General features: G+C 36.2%; 15 protein-coding genes, 7 tRNA genes and 5 pseudogenes. 7 read left to right on the top strand and 20 right to left on the bottom strand.

What is annotated here, in order from left to right; translation table 11 throughout:
- Positions 1-92 precede the first annotated feature (92 nt).
- Positions 93-191 carry a molecular chaperone TorD family protein gene (locus G4O42_RS20205; protein ID WP_074534332.1) on the bottom strand — a complete coding sequence of 33 codons (99 nt, stop codon included), beginning with the start codon at positions 189-191 and terminating at the stop codon, positions 93-95.
- Between the two features lie 184 nt (positions 192-375).
- On the opposite strand from G4O42_RS20205, the gene desA reads away from it, so the two are divergent.
- Positions 376-1371 carry a Delta(5) desaturase DesA gene (desA, locus tag G4O42_RS02670; RefSeq protein ID WP_202596927.1) on the top strand — a complete coding sequence of 332 codons (996 nt, stop codon included), beginning with the start codon at positions 376-378 and terminating at the stop codon, positions 1369-1371.
- 605 nt (positions 1372-1976) lie between these two features.
- Here desA and G4O42_RS02665 read toward each other — a convergent pair.
- On the bottom strand, positions 1977-2615 hold the full coding sequence (locus G4O42_RS02665; RefSeq protein WP_014416975.1) for an NAD(P)-dependent oxidoreductase: 639 nt from the start codon (positions 2613-2615) through the stop codon (positions 1977-1979).
- A gap of 197 nt (positions 2616-2812) precedes the next feature.
- On the opposite strand from G4O42_RS02665, the gene G4O42_RS02660 reads away from it, so the two are divergent.
- From G4O42_RS02660 to G4O42_RS02650, 3 genes are all read left to right on the top strand, one after another.
- Positions 2813-3256, top strand: a complete 444-nt coding sequence (locus G4O42_RS02660; RefSeq protein WP_015239220.1) for an Rrf2 family transcriptional regulator — start codon at positions 2813-2815, stop codon at positions 3254-3256.
- A gap of 93 nt (positions 3257-3349) precedes the next feature.
- A complete protein-coding gene (locus G4O42_RS02655; RefSeq protein ID WP_045555027.1) occupies positions 3350-3544 on the top strand; it encodes an AAA family ATPase in 195 nt (64 codons plus the stop codon).
- A gap of 54 nt (positions 3545-3598) precedes the next feature.
- Positions 3599-3940 (top strand): MmcQ/YjbR family DNA-binding protein, encoded by a 342-nt coding sequence (locus G4O42_RS02650; protein WP_012116882.1) that lies wholly within the window; start codon positions 3599-3601, stop codon positions 3938-3940.
- Between the two features lie 262 nt (positions 3941-4202).
- Here the strand turns inward: G4O42_RS02650 and G4O42_RS02645 are convergent, their stop codons facing one another.
- The 8 genes and pseudogenes from G4O42_RS02645 to G4O42_RS02615 form a co-directional block, all read right to left on the bottom strand.
- A complete protein-coding gene (locus tag G4O42_RS02645; protein ID WP_032873026.1) occupies positions 4203-4628 on the bottom strand; it encodes a MaoC family dehydratase in 426 nt (141 codons plus the stop codon).
- Positions 4629-4753: 125 nt separating this feature from the next.
- A pseudogene (locus G4O42_RS02640) lies at positions 4754-5105 on the bottom strand (cystatin-like fold lipoprotein); the annotation flags it as partial.
- Between the two features lie 160 nt (positions 5106-5265).
- The gene (locus G4O42_RS02635; RefSeq protein ID WP_072588824.1) at positions 5266-5580 is read right to left on the bottom strand and encodes a MarR family winged helix-turn-helix transcriptional regulator; all 315 of its coding nucleotides are present in this window, start codon (positions 5578-5580) and stop codon (positions 5266-5268) included.
- Positions 5581-5919: 339 nt separating this feature from the next.
- Complete coding sequence (locus tag G4O42_RS02630) at positions 5920-7323, bottom strand: MFS transporter (protein ID WP_032873021.1); 1404 nt, start codon at positions 7321-7323, stop codon at positions 5920-5922.
- A gap of 38 nt (positions 7324-7361) precedes the next feature.
- Positions 7362-7771, bottom strand: a pseudogene (locus G4O42_RS02625) (BCCT family transporter); the annotation flags it as partial.
- A gap of 673 nt (positions 7772-8444) precedes the next feature.
- Positions 8445-8585 (bottom strand): annotated as a pseudogene (locus tag G4O42_RS02620) (IS1595 family transposase); the annotation flags it as partial.
- Positions 8582-8646 (bottom strand): annotated as a pseudogene (locus G4O42_RS20200) (phosphatase RapI inhibitor PhrI); the annotation flags it as partial. The pseudogenes G4O42_RS02620 and G4O42_RS20200, both read right to left, overlap by 4 nt.
- Positions 8624-8779, bottom strand: a pseudogene (locus G4O42_RS02615) (tetratricopeptide repeat protein); the annotation flags it as partial. The pseudogenes G4O42_RS20200 and G4O42_RS02615, both read right to left, overlap by 23 nt.
- Before the next feature lie 516 nt (positions 8780-9295).
- Here G4O42_RS02615 and G4O42_RS02610 point away from each other — a divergent pair.
- The gene (locus G4O42_RS02610; protein WP_032873017.1) at positions 9296-11017 is read left to right on the top strand and encodes a ribonuclease YeeF family protein; all 1722 of its coding nucleotides are present in this window, start codon (positions 9296-9298) and stop codon (positions 11015-11017) included.
- A gap of 11 nt (positions 11018-11028) precedes the next feature.
- Positions 11029-11547, top strand: coding sequence for a hypothetical protein (locus G4O42_RS02605; RefSeq protein WP_032873014.1), 519 nt, complete (start codon positions 11029-11031; stop codon positions 11545-11547).
- Positions 11548-11876: 329 nt separating this feature from the next.
- On the opposite strand, the gene G4O42_RS02600 is transcribed toward G4O42_RS02605, so the two are convergent.
- The 10 genes from G4O42_RS02600 to G4O42_RS02555 form a co-directional block, all read right to left on the bottom strand.
- Positions 11877-13382 carry a P-loop NTPase family protein gene (locus tag G4O42_RS02600; protein ID WP_032873009.1) on the bottom strand — a complete coding sequence of 502 codons (1506 nt, stop codon included), beginning with the start codon at positions 13380-13382 and terminating at the stop codon, positions 11877-11879.
- Positions 13375-14133 carry a hypothetical protein gene (locus G4O42_RS02595; protein ID WP_032873007.1) on the bottom strand — a complete coding sequence of 253 codons (759 nt, stop codon included), beginning with the start codon at positions 14131-14133 and terminating at the stop codon, positions 13375-13377. The genes G4O42_RS02600 and G4O42_RS02595 overlap by 8 nt, the downstream gene beginning before the upstream one ends.
- A gap of 230 nt (positions 14134-14363) precedes the next feature.
- Positions 14364-14447: transfer RNA gene (locus G4O42_RS02590), tRNA-Leu, on the bottom strand.
- 68 nt (positions 14448-14515) lie between these two features.
- A tRNA-Leu gene (locus tag G4O42_RS02585) sits at positions 14516-14597 on the bottom strand.
- 8 nt (positions 14598-14605) lie between these two features.
- Positions 14606-14681, bottom strand: a tRNA-Lys gene (locus tag G4O42_RS02580).
- Between the two features lie 33 nt (positions 14682-14714).
- A tRNA-Gln gene (locus G4O42_RS02575) sits at positions 14715-14789 on the bottom strand.
- Between the two features lie 11 nt (positions 14790-14800).
- A tRNA-Glu gene (locus G4O42_RS02570) sits at positions 14801-14875 on the bottom strand.
- A 19-nt stretch (positions 14876-14894) separates the two neighbouring features.
- Positions 14895-14985: transfer RNA gene (locus G4O42_RS02565), tRNA-Ser, on the bottom strand.
- Positions 14986-14988: 3 nt separating this feature from the next.
- Positions 14989-15063 (bottom strand) — tRNA-Asn (locus G4O42_RS02560).
- A 135-nt stretch (positions 15064-15198) separates the two neighbouring features.
- Positions 15199-15648, bottom strand: coding sequence for a SprT family protein (locus tag G4O42_RS02555; RefSeq protein ID WP_029326211.1), 450 nt, complete (start codon positions 15646-15648; stop codon positions 15199-15201).
- 99 nt (positions 15649-15747) lie between these two features.
- Here G4O42_RS02555 and cmpA point away from each other — a divergent pair, with 99 nt between their 5' ends.
- On the top strand, positions 15748-15861 hold the full coding sequence (gene cmpA / locus G4O42_RS02550; protein ID WP_003156164.1) for a cortex morphogenetic protein CmpA: 114 nt from the start codon (positions 15748-15750) through the stop codon (positions 15859-15861).
- Positions 15862-15870 lie beyond the last annotated feature (9 nt).

Below are 15870 nucleotides of genomic sequence, written 5' to 3'. Positions count from 1 at the left end.
TATAGCTTTGTTTCTGCACATGTTTCCAAACGATCACTCAGGTATACCCCTATTTTAACGGTATTAACTTGTCATGTTTGTTCCTCAAACAATCAAAGTTTACGGTCTAAATAAACTGATTCACATAGGGGAGCATGGAGAGAGTTTGGCCCGATAAAGAGCTGGGTATAATCTTCATACGCTTTTTGTATCCCGGCTGGCCCTTGCTAATAAAGATTTAATTGAGATGGAGATCATTTTCTGACCTTCAATAATTTTACACAGGATTAGGAAAGATACTTATTATACATGGGGTATAACAGCTGGGACTTCAAAGGCAATAAAACGTTTTCTATACGCAGATTAAGAACATCAGGGAAGGGGAAGCTTTTAAAAATGAATGAACAAAACCTAAGGACTTTGAGAAAACTGGTTACCCCTTATGAAAAGTCCGATTTACAAAAAAGTATTTATCAAATCATTAACACATTGGTGCCGTTTTTCCTGTTATGGTGTTTGGCCTATAAGAGCTTGTCGATTTCTTATATCCTTACATTAGCGATTTCTGTCGTTGCAGCAGGTTTTTTAGTGAGAACCTTCATTATCTTTCATGATTGCTGCCACTATTCCTTTTTTAAGAACCGAAAGGCGAATCGAATCCTTGGAACAATTACAGGAATTCTGACTCTGCATCCGTTTGATCATTGGGCACACGATCATTCTGTCCATCATGCGACAAGCAGCAACCTGGACAAACGCGGTACGGGCGATATTTGGGTACTGACTGTTGAGGAATATAAAGAAGCCTCAACTAAGACAAAAATAATGTACCGTTTGTACAGAAATCCGTTTGTTATGTTTATTATCGGACCGATTTACGTCTTCGGGATTACCAATCGTTTTAATCGTAAAGGGGCAAAACGCAAAGAACGGATGAATACATATGTAACCAACCTGGGGATTGTCGCTTTGGCAGCACTTTTATGTTGGGCTATCGGCTGGCAAAACTTTCTGCTGGTCCAGACGCCAATTTTTATGATATCGGGATCCCTCGGAATTTGGATGTTTTATATTCAGCATACGTTTGAGGATTCATATTTCGAAGAAGATGAGCATTGGGAATATGTAAAAGCAGCCGTTGAAGGAAGCTCTTTTTATAAGCTTCCAAAAGTCATGCAATGGTTAACAGGCAATATCGGTTTCCATCATGTTCATCATTTAAGCCCAAGAGTCCCAAACTATAAGCTTGAAATCGTGCATAATAACACTGAACCATTGCAAAACGTTCCGACCATCACACTGGCAACAAGTATTAAGTCGTTAAAGTTCCGCCTATGGGATGAAGAAGGCAAAAAATTTGTTGGTTTTACCCACTTAAAAAAAACTTCCTAAAAGCCAGGTATCAGCTCGGGTAAGAACGGATTAAATAAACGCCCATAATCGATGATAATGGGCAGTGTATCTTGCAGAATAAAAGTGCAGACTCGCGCAAAGATTTTGTGCAGAGGTCAGCACTTTTTTAATGCCACATGCACTTACAACAAAAAATACCAAAGGTGTCAAAACCCTTGGTATCATTGGGATGCGGCCGAGAGGACTTGAACCTCCACGGGTTATTCACCCGCTGGGCCCTCAATAAAGTGAAACTGTGTTTTCTGTTATAAAACCATTGTTCTAAACACATTTGCCGCACTAATCGTTATTTATGTCTTGATCTATTCAATCAAGTTTAATCGATATTATTCGAAAGTGACATTATGAAGTTTTGACTGACCCCTTACCGTACTTAATAATAAAAATCATGTTGATAGGTGTATTTTTAAAAAGCCCACTCACGAAAACGAGTGGGTTTACAAAAGCTCTAAACGTGATACCCCTTTTTCATAAAAGTAATCCGCTACTCTGATTGCAAAGTTTTCAATGTCTCCGTACATTCTTAGAAGGAAAATACCATTAGCGATGACACTAATGGTACCCCTTTGTTTCTACTCAATCACTTATTCAGCTTCTCCAACCACTGTAAAGCGTTCATTTATATGTTTTGGATTTTCGATTTCATCCAATACTGCAATTGCATAGTCTGCATAGCTGATATAACTTTCGCCTTTCGAATTCACAAGAAGATGATCTTTTCCCGACTGATAAAATCCAGTTCTTTTCCCGTCTGGGTCAAATACCGCTGAAGGACTGATAAATGTCCAGTTAATATCAGAAGTTTCCTTTAGTTCTTGCAAGTTACGACCTTGCCCTTTAGCTGTTGGAATAAAAATCTCCGGGAAATCAGGTGTATCCATTACACTGACAGTTTTATTTTCGTCTACATAAAGACTCCCTGCTCCACCTACAATTACAGCTCTTGTACCCGTTCCTTTTAATGCCCTAATTAATGCCCGGCCAGCATCTACATGTGCCTGTTCTTCTCCTAATGGAGCACCGAAGGCATTAACTATTACATCTAACTTTTTTAGATCATCCGATGTAAGATCAATTATATTTTTTTCAATGATTGAAATCTTTTCCTCTTTAAGTTTTGCAGCATCTCTTACAATTGCAGTTACTTCATGTCCCCTGCTTACCGCTTCTTTCAAGATAAGACTTCCAGCTTTTCCGGTTGCACCAATGATTCCAATTTTCAATTTAAAGTCCTCCTAATCATTCAAAATTTTAAATGTAACCATATTGATTACATGTAATAATTTTAGTTACACCTTATTTATTTGTCAATACTTTTATCATCTTGTTAATTGAGCATATTAGAGTAAAAGAACTTGTAATACATTCAGTTACAAGTGTACTATAAAGAGTGTAATGTAATTAGGATGGTGAAGAAATCATGTCTATTAGCAGCCGTTTTGCTGTAGGAATTCATATATTGGCTCTTATTGAAATAAATGAAGACGGAATTAGCACTTCTGAATTTTTAGCTGGAAGTGTAAATACAAATCCCGCCTTCATAAGAAAAATTATGGGGATGCTGAAAAAAGCAGGTTTAGTAAATGTTCGGCCAGGTATTGCAGGAGCTGAATTAGCGAAGGATTTAACTGAAATCACCTTACTTGATGTTTATAGAGCAGTTAATGTTGTTCAAGATAAAGAATTGTTTAGTATACATGAAAATCCCAATCCTCAATGTCCTGTAGGCCGGAACATTCAAAGTACAATTGGTCCAATATTTGAAATCGCCCAATCTGCCTTGGAAAAAGCTCTTGGGCATATCACAATTGAGGATGTGGTAAAGGATATTATTGAAAAAGAAAAATTGACCAATAATTGCTAAATGATTTCACAGAAAATCTTTTATCAGACTGGGAATAAAAAAATGGCTTTTTCATGAACAAAAAAAGAGCAGACATAAAGTCTGCTCCTTTTGATGAAAGATTTAGATTACGGTAAGGGATATAAATATGCTCATGATACAGAGGAAAAATTAACGACAATGCAGACGATGCCAGATTCTTTAATAGGGCGTGAGTATTACTATCCAACAACTCAAGGTTCAGAAGCTAAGTTCAAACAAAGACTTGAGGAAATCTCGGATTGGTATAAAAGAAACCGCAAATCTTAGTTTGAACGAATATGTTCTGTATATAAAAATAATGAGGTATGGGGTGAATTGATAATGAATTATGATGGAATAAAAGATTACTGCCTAACCTTTCCAAACTCTTATGAAGACCATCCTTTCGGAGATGGTTGGACTGCAATTCGTCACAAAGGGAATAAGAAAATATTTGCACTTATCTTCACTCGCGACGAACACTTATGTGTCAACCTTAAATGCGAACCTGAAAGGGCTGATTTTCTACGTGGTCTTTTTGAAGAAATCAAGCCCGGATACCATATGAACAAGGAGCATTGGAATACTCTTACCTTAGATGAGGGACTCCCAGAGCACCAAATCCATGACATGGTAAAGTACAGCTTTGAACTGACAAAACCAAAAAGTAAAAAGGAAACATAACATCGAAGGATAGAACGCTCATTATAGATATTCATCCGGTGCAATGGTACAGAGGAATATGCAAAAACTTCAAGGCAGCAATGTTTAAATTCGTATTTACGAGATGATTTTTTCGTTATTGTTAGTCCTTTGTTTCTTGACATGGGTTGAACAAATAAAAAAGAGCAGACTCAAAGTCCACTCAATTAATTAAGATGATTGCTCATTTCATCCAGACATCTATAAAAAATGAAAGGTGACGATGATATGCCACAAAGGTCATTTAGCGTTTAATTAATACTGATAACTCACCTTCAAACACTTTTTCCTCTTTCTGATTATAGGTAGATAACAATACAGTAAGTATCCCCGTCTGGCTTTTATTTGGTTTTTTATCAATAACCTTAACAATAGTGTTCAGTCTATCATTAGGGTAAACGGGTGCTAGGAATTTTATATTATTCATTCCTGTCCCAGCAATAATATCGTCTTCATGACGCCCTTCTTCAATCCAAAGCTTAAAAGTAATAGATAACGTTTGTATTCCAGAAGCAATAATTCCATTAAATCTGCCCATTTTTGCTTTTTCTTCATTTAAATGCATGTATTGTGGGTCATACACTTCTGCAAAATTCATTATATTCTCTTTTGTTAATTCAAAAGATTTAGTTTGAAAAACCTGCCCGATGGTGAATTCATCCAACTTCATAAATAAATCTCCTAGAATCTAAACTTTATTATTAAATCTACGTAGCATTTTAACATACTGGCTCTCACACAACAACTTAACGGTAAAACAATTGTTCCCCTATCAGGAATGAACAAGCACATTGTTTTTGTTTCCTTGCCTTTAACCTCTTTATAATCAGGTGTTTTCTTATAAAGACCAAGGCGGTCGCCATCACCATCACCCGGCATATGTGCCATTTCCTCATAAGAATCTCCAAGCTTCTCATAATAAGAATAAGCAGTCAGCCTACGAGAACTTTCTTCTGGCTGATAAAACACAAGTTGAATATATTTCCCGTCATCATATACACGAATTATGGCGTTATCTCTTTTGTGCTCATCTGAATCTGCTCGCATTTCTTTTCTGACTTTCTTCTCCTGCTTCATCACTTCATTAATCATTATCATATTTACTACCGCCGCACGCAGTCAGCAGAAGGATGAAGGTGACTGACAAATCATACGACCTACTATAAGTAAGTGGACAGTAACAGATAAGTTTCTATAAACAAAAAATACCAAGGGTGTCAAAACCCTTGGTATCATTGATGCGGCCGAGAGGACTTGAACCTCCACGGGTTATTCACCCGCTGGGCCCGCCATCTATATTCATAAAACTATTGCTCAGTTGTCAGCATGTTAAGTAAATTACGAATTTCCTTGTTATAACTTTTAATTTCTTCTTCATTACAACCGGTTTTATCAAATACTGCATTAGGTATCATTGTGACTTTTTCTTTAAACTCATTCCCTTCAGTTGTTAACGTAATAATTACACTTCGTTCGTCCTCTTTTGAACGCTCTCTTATAATAAGACCTCGCTCCTCAAGTCGTTTTAAAACTGGAGTTAATGTTCCGGAGTCTAGATATAATTCTTCGCCTAAACCTTTAACAGATATTTTTTCCTTCTCCCATAAAACAAGAAGAACCAAATACTGTGATTAACGTACAAGTTCTCGTTTTCTGCTTTGGACCCCATATAGAAAATAAAAAGCCAGCTCTCCTTCGGGAGAAGAACTGGCATAACAAAGCTTCTTGCTTCTTATTTTGCTGTATTGCTCGGACCTTTTAATATCTCTTCGTTCTTGCGTCAATGTTTTATTATTAGGACACAACCAATAAAATAATGACGATCGAGAATAGCAACGCTGCTTTTGCAAAGCAGTAAGCCCTCCAGAATATAAAAGAGCTGCAGTTCTTGCTGCTCGGATAATCCCAGCTTATTCTGAGTCTGTATTTCGAGTAGCCGGTCAATTAAATGGATGTTTTTTTCATTCCTTTTCTGTTTGTTCCATTTTCCACCACAGTGCATCTTTTGGATTTTCAACAGCTTCTTGAAACTCAGCCTTAGAAGCAACTGTTGGGTAAGAACCTTTTAAAGATTTACCTGAAGTATCTTTAAATAAGGTTAACACAACTATTAAGCCAATTAAACTAACTGCTAATAAATAGAAACCCGGCGCCAAATTGTTTCTTGTCACATGGGTTAACCAAGAAGCAACTAAAGGTGTTGTTCCACCAAAAATAGAAACTGATAAGTTGAATGTCCAGGATAATGTACGATATCTAATGTCAGTATGGAACAACGTAGGTAAAGATCCTGGCATAGTGCCTTCGTATACAGATAATACAATACCTAACATTAAAAGTCCTATAAATAAGAATGTTATATTCCCCATATTAAGAAATTGAAAAGAGATAATCGAAAATACAATTCCTAATACTAATCCAATTGATATAACTTTTTTATTTCCTAATTTATCTCCTAGTTTACCGAAAGTTAAAGCGAACGGTACCATAATAATCAATACAATTGCTGTAACCGGTGTACTTATATTATCACTTATACCAAGGTTCTCATCTAAATAAGAAGGCATATAACCTAACAATAGGTAATTGGTTATATTGAAAAACGCCACAAATACGATACATAAAAAGATATCTTTTTTATATGTTTTAATGACTTCTAATAAACCGGGTTGTTGTTCTTGGTTTTCAGAGATGTCATTTTCAAAGATTGGTGATTCATCTAAATGACTTCTCAAATATAAACCAAATAATCCTATTGGAATACTTAAGAAGAAAGGAATTCTCCATCCCCAACTATTCATTTGAACATCAGATAAAGTCCAGAAAAGTACTGTAACTAAAACAGAAGCTACTATATAACCAGATAATGTGCCGATTTCTAAACCGCTGCCTAACCTTATACGCTTATTATCTGGAGAAGATTCTGCGATATATACCATTGCACCAGCGTACTCTCCACCCACAGAAAAACCTTGCAGAATACGAGCTAAGAGTAATAATATAGGGGCCCATACACCAATCTGATCATAGGTAGGAAGCACACCAATTATTAAAGTAGATAAAGCCATCATTAAAATAGTAATTGTTAATACTATTTTCCGACCAAATTTGTCACCAACTTTACCAAAAATAATTCCGCCTACCGGTCTAAGCAAAAAGGCAATTGCAAATGTAGCAAAAGTAAATATTAACTTTAATTCATCGTTTTGAACTGGACTGAAAAAGTTTTTACTAATAATAACTGCCAAATAAGAATATAAAGCAAAATCAAACCATTCCATCGCGTTTCCTATCCCTGTAGCAAACACGCTTTTCTTCGCTTTTTGAATGTCTACAACGTTAATTTTTTTCTTGTTAAACTTCATTTAATAATATCGACTCCTTAATTATCAAATCCACATTATACAAGCGTATAAACGGTCCAAGCACGCAGTCCCAGAATGTATAGCGTAATGCTTCTCTAAAAGTCTGGGGGTTTCTGTTTCACCTGATGGAGAGCTAACGGCATAGTGGATGATTGGTTCAACTGTACCTTAAAAGACTCGACTAATATCCATATCAGCCAAATAACATTGTAAACCAGGAAAGAAGGATGAAATTAAGTGTTTTCGCTGGTTTCCTTAACTTATTTTTGCCGATTGGACTAAAAATAATACAAAAAGCAACAAAAAGAGAAACATCCAACAGATAATACCAGCCAAAGCGGTTAGTGATATATCCGTGGGCTGTGGTTGGTATTTTCTGCAGAATATTTGGAGAAATGATTCCCCTTAATACAGCTCTATTGTGAATATTATCACAATCAAAAAAAATTTTATTTCTTCAAAGTATCCTAAACCTTTATTTTAGTTCTTCCGTCTTCCAATATGTTTATTATAAGATTGAGGTCGTTCCTTAGAATTATTTACTGATTCTATCTTTATTACCCCACAATCAGGTGAAACAAAACACTATAAACGTACCATATCTTTTTAAAATCTGACAAGCCCAACAGGGTGATAGAAACCCGGCTAAAGCCCAGCTAGTCAATGGATAGAAGAAATTTTTTTGTTTTTCCCAAGGAATAACCGTCTGCGTTTAATCCAGCCCAATTAGAAAGAAAAAGAGCAGGAGTAATCCTGCTCTTTCATTCAAAACTTTAATTTGTATGAAGAATTTCGTATACCTTTTCGACTTTCTTTACCTATTAATCAGTATACAGACTACAACAGAAATAAGTAGCACCGGGTATGAAATAATGGATGCATTTAAACAGGCCAATCACCGACAATTGAATTTATTGCATGACACCTAACAAAATTATTTTTTAAATCCAGCTGGAAATAAAGAAACATTTCTTAGGTAATGGTTTTATTTTTGGTAAATCGACATGTATTTGTTTCCCTTTCCCTGTAATCCAAATGTTTCGATATGAACATTTAATCCTTTCATACATTTATCACAATTTTAACAAATTTTTAACTGAACTTGGTAAGTTGAACAAAGATTAAACATTGAATTTTGACAATCGCAAACTGTCATATGTGTCCGTCATATCAAAAGAATCTCTTTAATGTGTTGTTTAGTGCTTTCGTTACGGCGACTATCGACAAATAAGACCAAGCAAAGTATTGTCCAGATAGTTTGAGTATTTTGATCACTTTGCAATAAGTTATTGAAAACACACTACCTAAAATCACTGCAGCCAATAGACACCGGCTGATTTTCATCAATCATCTCCCCTTTTTTAATTTTCGTAGAAAGCATTAAGCTTCCTCGTTCATGAAAATAATCAGCGACTTCAATCGAAAAATTTTCAACATCAGCAAACATTTTCCTCGAAGTCTTGGTTTTCTTCCATGCTTAGCAGCACTTTCTCTGCTTTTGCAAATTGGAGTTTGAGGCATTAGTAACTATCTATAAATAATGAAAATATTTGTGCGATGTCTACTGCAAATGACTTACTTTAGGTAAGCGGGCAGTTTGTGGGCAGTAGATCATTTAAAAATAAGCACAAAAAAATACCAAGGATCTCTATAACCCTTGGTATCATTGAGATGCGGCCGAGAGGACTTGTACCTCCACGGGTTACTCACCCGCTGGGCCCTCAACATTGTAAATCCGTATCACTGATTATGAAAGCTTGTTTTCATTACACTTTCTAACACCACATTACATCATTTCTATAGGTTTGAATGAATTATGGTTAATAATTGGTGAGAAAAAAAACCCCCTTAATTCCCCACTTCTCGAAATCTCATTACGTTCAATTCATTACCTCTTCTTCAACAATTTTTTCGAACTTCACATCCTATCCATGGTAATATTTAGATATAAACTTACTGAAAGGATTGTCCAATGAAAGTATTTGAAGCAAAGTCTTTGTTATCTGAAGCTGAAAACCGAGCAAACGATTATAAAGAGTTGAAAAATCAAATGATTAATTTAAGAAAAGCCTTTACGGCAGTTGCTGATCTTGATGATAGTGAGTTCTCTGGGAAGGGAGCAAACAATATTAAAGCATTTTTTCACGATCACACCGGTGTAGCTGATCAATGGATTGATTTAATTGATATGAAAATCGCTTTCCTTACTAGCATCTCCGGTATTCTGGAAGATGCCAGCTTATCTGATGCATATATCGAAGAATCCTTCTTAGAACACGAACTGGCAAACGCATATAGAAAATCACAAGCAATTATGTCCGAGCAGAAGAAAGCAATGAAAGATATACTGAGTGATATTGATGACATTCTTCCACTTGATTTATTTTCAACAGAGGCTTTTAAGGATGAGCTCTCGTCCGCCGAAAACAAACGAAAAAAAACTATTGAGAAAATAGGCGATACAGACGAGAACTTAAAAACTGAATATGCAATGACTGAACCTAACGAACAATTTATTAAAGCAGACTTTCAAAAGTTACAGGAGTCAACAGGTAGGGGCAAAAACGCTTCACCTATACATTATAATGCCAAGGCTTATCGCGAGAGTGACATACATAAGAAAAAAGGCGATATCGAAAAGCGGTCTGAAGCTTATTTAAAGCTCAAAAAAGAGGAAGCTAAACAACGCGAAATTAAAGATTTGAAAAAACAGCTTGTAAATGTAACAGATCCTGACGAGTATTTAAAAATTGCTGAAAAAATTGGATACGAAAATTTGGAGCCTGACCAAAAAGTTTATTTCCGCCAGCTCGAAGAACTTCAACAAAAAGCCGAAATCGGAAAAGGTATTGCAGTTGGAATGTATGAAGCAGGTAAAGATACCGTGATGGGTCTCTATCAACTTGCAATGCACCCTATTGAAACGCTTTCTGGAACGGTGAACGCCGTCTTACATCCAATCGATACTTATAAGATCATAGCAAAAGACATAGAAGACACTTTCCAACGTGATATGATTAATGGAGATAGCTACAGCAGGGCAAAATGGGTGTCCTATGTCGGCAGCACTGTTGTTCTTGCAATAGTTGGTCCAAAGGGTATTGATAAAGTATCCAAAGTTGCAAAAGCCGGTTCAAAATTTGCTGCAATTAAGACACTTGAAGTTTCAAAAACAGGAATAAAAAAAGGGATTGAATACGTTAAAATACCAAATGTTTTTGAACAACAATATGCAATGGCTGGCGGTTCAGGGACTTTTCCTTTCAACACAATTGATGGGGAGAGTTATAAAAACTCTGCACTTGAAGTTTTTAAGAACCAGTCTGCTACACATGGTATAAAAAAAGCAAAGCCGCATGAAGTTGTAAACGAATTAGAGACTTTTCAAAGCAGGAAATACATTTTTGGAGGACAATCATTTCTCATTGATAAACGTGGAATGAAGCATATTTTAGAGCGCCATCATCCTAGTTTATGGGATGGTTCAGTTAAGTCTCGTCAATCTTTTCTCAATAAAGAGATGACTGTTAGCGATGTTGCAGATGCGATAGAATCAATCATGAAACAAAACCGTGAAGAGTTAGTACAAAAAGGAACAAAATTCAGTTATCAAATTAGAGGAACGTATAAGGGTCAGCAATATGTTGTAGGCTTTCAAAAAGGAAGAGTAGGTCAATTCTATCCGGAAAAATAGGAGAGGTAAGAATGTTTTATATACAATCATTAATTCTCAAGCCAAATAAGAAGATAAAGGATCTTTCAGTCTTAAAAAAGAATGTTAACGATTACTTTGTCCCCCTTAACAATATAGAGGGACTAAAGAGCATAAAACCACAGTTAGACTCTTACTATTTATGTGGGGCGATTATTTTAAAATATGGTGAACAAGATTTGCTTGATGTCACTATGTGGGACTTGGTTGACCAATTGTGGGCTTATTTTTTAAATCTAATTGAAGAAGCTATTGAAACGGGAAAAAGCGAAACTTATTTTCCAGATCAACCCCTTCTATTGAAAATGAAATCAATATCGAATGATATGTTGTTATTTGAAATTGACCAAAAACAAAAAGTATTACTACCGAAACTTGATTTTTTTGAATCACTTTTAAAGAATGCGAAAAGTTTCTTTGAAACTATGAATTTTGTTTTAGAAGAAAACTGTGATTATGAGTATGAACTTAATAAGATCGATGAATTGCAAACCAAAATTAAATGTATGTGAGGTTAAATGTGAATTACTCTGGAGTGAAAAAGTTCTTTGAAGAGAATAAAAAATATTCAATTCTTACTGAAAGCGTCACTGATAAACAAACCTTTTTCATGGTTAGCATCCACGCATTTTCTTATTTTATCCATCAAAACAAAAATTTTCTGCTGAAAAATCCCTTTAGGGCATTGTTCAGCTGCCTTTTCTTATGGTTATTTATTCTCTCACAAATAGCACAAGATAGTGGATAAAAAGATGAAGAGTAGCAACTTGCCTACTCTTCTTTTTAAATGGGAAATATTTAAGATAGAGGTTGGGTTTTCCGACCCACTCACCAATATAAATTACATCCAAATAGCTTGCCCAACAACACTTTTTATTCGACCTAACCAGTGGTCTCCAATTCTCTCTAATTCTAGTATTTGATCATCATTCGCGTCAGCTAAATCCCCAACTGTTTTGAAGTTACTACTCTCTAAAATTTCTATTCTTCTAGAAGTTAAGCCATACGGATATGCATTTGATTTTTTAAGCACAGAGATTGGTTTTTCTAAAATCCCTAGAGACCCATTTCCTTTTAATTCAGGAAGAATTATATTATCTAATACACCTCGTTTATATATTTGAGGATATTCCTTTTCTATACTATTCCATTTTTTGAATAAATCCGTCGTGAGTCTATTCCCCGGGATAACTTCCAACAAACTTGATAAATTCAAAATATACCTAGTTCCTCTTCCACCACTTTTCATTGCTCTGGATGAATCTCGTTTTACAATAAAACCAGCATACTCCATTATTTCGAAAAGTTTTTTTAGCCGTTCAATTACATCTCGATGAATTAAACAAGAAGGACCATACCCCGGCCTGTCCACAAAGTAACTAACTTCTTTATATAACGTCTCTGTAAGCTCTCTAGTAGGCCTTATTAAGGGTTCATATTTTCCAAGCTTCGGTTCTAATTCTTCAAGTAAGGGCCAGTAGTATTCTGTTGCTAAATGTTTTAATGTTGCTTCAATTTCACGGAGCCCAATTACTTCATGTTCTTCCGATATTTCAATAATGTGATTAATTGCATAAATAAATGCTCTAACATTACCCGTAACTGCTCTACCAACAAATCCCGAAAAATCCTCAATAGAAACTTTTAAGAACTCTTGAAGCGAGGAATTTGAATACCGCCTTTCTAATATTTCCTTAAAGAATGACGTAAAAGATGGGTTTTCCTCATTCCGTGAAATATCTATTACTGTTGCATCATTAAGCAAATCAAATCTAGAACCGAACTCTGTAACACCTGGATAAATAGTCGCTTTACATGAAATAGTATTGCTTGATAAAGTTCTGAAGATATCAAAAAATTCTTTTAAAGATGTTTCTCTACCTATATGTGCAGCATCATCGAAAAACAGTATTATACGTTTTTCAATTTTCTCAGATAGATTCGTAAGTTCACTTTGAATAGTCCCGATCTCTGAAGCAGGACTGAAATCATCAACAGGAATATCTATATACTTGTCAATAGCAATTCTTATTTTATCTATTAGTAACTTACAAAATATATCTTCATAATCTTTCCCTTCTGCCCTAAGTAAGGGAAGGTGCCTAACGCTCACATAAACTCCCAGAACATTTTCAGAGAGATCTCCTTCATTCGATCTAAAATAAGCTTCTTTTAATAATGCACTTTTTCCACTTCCTCGCCCTCCCCTTATAAGTACCGGTCCATGAGCTATTAATTTTCTTATAATTTTATTTTCGTACTTAGAAAAAGTATGATATTTACGAAACTCTTCATCTGGAAAATCTTCTGCTGCCAATATTAATTTGCTATCAAATAAATCACTCATAATGATTCTCCACCCAATTATATAATTTTTGATAGATTACAAAAGCGTTATCATAAGGCAAACGACAAATACAAGAGTCTATATAATGACTAACAAGTCCAATAATAGAACAAAATTTCACAGCATCTAATAATAATTCGACTACAGTTGATTTATCATATATTATTTCTGGTTTAATCAAAAATTCACTATGTACCCCCTTGGAAAGGGATGAATAAATTTTAGACGATCGTGTTCTTAAAAACTCTGTGAATTTATCTGGGTCAACTGAACTTCGGTAATAATCTAATGATTCATCATCTTGAATGGTCTCATCATCAATCAACATCTGATAAGCAGGATTCCAAAATGTATCACCATATGCATCTCCAAAGAGGCCTCGCCCTACCTTTTGAAATTCTTTATCTGGGTTCCATATAGCACCGTTTGATTTTTTTTCAAAAACATCACCATTCCAATTTATCGCTCCACTTGATTTCTTACCAATACTATAGCTATCTAAAGATTGAATTTTGTGCACGTAAATCAATCTAAAAGGATCAAATCTTCCTATTAAAGCTGAACATGAAGATTCCAATATGTTTCTTGCATAAAAAGGGCCTAATAAGGTCAAATCATCACTATCATTAGTTAGCAAAACATTAATTCTTGTTTCCATGTTTTTTATATTATTAAAGAGTACATCATACAGACTTTCAATTGATTTATGTTGAGCATAGTCACCACAAATCAATCTTGCTAGATCATCCATAATTTCATAAATCCTCCATGTTATTTTAGATCAATTCTACCACAATTGAGGTTAAATGAGGATGACCTTCATTTCTAATTTATCTCTTCTTGTTTCTAATCGTCTATTACAAAATAACCGAATTCCAAAGGAAGTTTACTATGTGGTTAATGATAAAATTTTCTACAGGGTTGCATTTTATACATAAAAAAATAATACCAAAGGTAGTTAAACCCTTGGTATTATTGAGATGCGGCCGAGAGGACTTGAACCTCCACGGGTTATTCACCCACTAGGCCCTCAACCTAGCGCGTCTGCCATTCCGCCACGACCGCGTGCTATGAAGCTGTCTTTCCACTAAGCATATAAGCTAGTGATGATGATCAGCACTTTGAAAATAAAGTGCGGGTGAAGGGACTCGAACCCCCACGTCGTAAGACACTAGATCCTAAGTCTAGCGCGTCTGCCAATTCCGCCACACCCGCGTGACAAGTGGTGAGCCATGAAGGACTCGAACCTTCGACCCTCTGATTAAAAGTCAGATGCTCTACCAACTGAGCTAATGGCTCGCTCTAAAAGTGAATCAAAATTTTTAAATAAAATGGCTGGGCTAGCTGGATTCGAACCAACGCATGACGGAGTCAAAGTCCGTTGCCTTACCGCTTGGCTATAGCCCAACGAAGGTAAATGGTGACCCGTACGGGATTCGAACCCGTGTTACCGCCGTGAAAGGGCGGTGTCTTAACCGCTTGACCAACGGGCCGTCTGGTTGAGAACTTATCTGGCGGAGAAGGAGGGATTTGAACCCTCGCGCCGCTTACGCGACCTACACCCTTAGCAGGGGCGCCTCTTCAGCCACTTGAGTACTTCTCCATATGGCTCCACAGGCAGGATTCGAACCTGCGACCGATCGGTTAACAGCCGATAGCTCTACCACTGAGCTACTGTGGAATAATCAGACTTTCTTTATTATAAATGATGCGACATATTGTGTCAAGAAGCAACATTTATTTTTTTGAGAAAGTGTCGTTGTCTCTCAACGACTTTTATAATTTAACATAGAACATTAAAATGAGTCAAGCCTTTTTAAAAAATTCTTTTGATTTTCCCTCTGCATTTTCCGCAGGCATATCTTTCCGGGTTCATTGCCCGCTTCTTTATATACTGTTGGCCGCAGGCCGCGCATCTATACATATATGTTTTCTTTTGTGGCTTTTTGGTTTGCAGCGGCGTGCAGAATCTCGGCGCTCCGACTTTCTGAAGCAGTTCTCTGAAGTCCTTGTCTCTGTGCTTGTACCCTTTTCCTTCAAGGTGAAGGTGGTAATGGCACAGCTCGTGTTTAATGATTCCTTCCAGCTCGCTCTGCCCGTGTTCGAGAAGATATTTTCGGTTTAATTCGATGTTATGGGAAGACAGCATGTACCGCCCGCCTGTCGTTTTCAGCCGGTCATTGAAAAAGGCCCGGTGACGGAACGGTTTTCCGAAATCTTGTGCAGAGATGTCTTCCGTCAGCTTTTGAAGTTGTTCGTTATCCATAAGTGCACCCCGCTTTAAAAACATTGAACGGGACAATTCACCGTTCGCATACAATGAGTTAAAACCGACCTCTAACTAAAAGCTGAGGAGGAATGAGCCATGCCGAATTGGCTGATGAAACAAATGCAAAAAGCGTTTTTAGAAAAGGACAATTACCAAATCAAACTGCTGAACCAGTGCTGGTATTTCTACAGAAAAAAACACTGCTCGTAAGCAGTGCTT

The organism is Bacillus sp. LUNF1 (genome assembly GCF_011008975.1).
GTDB classification, from domain to species: domain Bacteria; phylum Bacillota; class Bacilli; order Bacillales; family Bacillaceae; genus Bacillus; species Bacillus velezensis.
The sequence above is the reverse complement of the archived record's forward strand: the minus strand, read 5'-3'. Positions and strand labels throughout refer to the sequence as shown.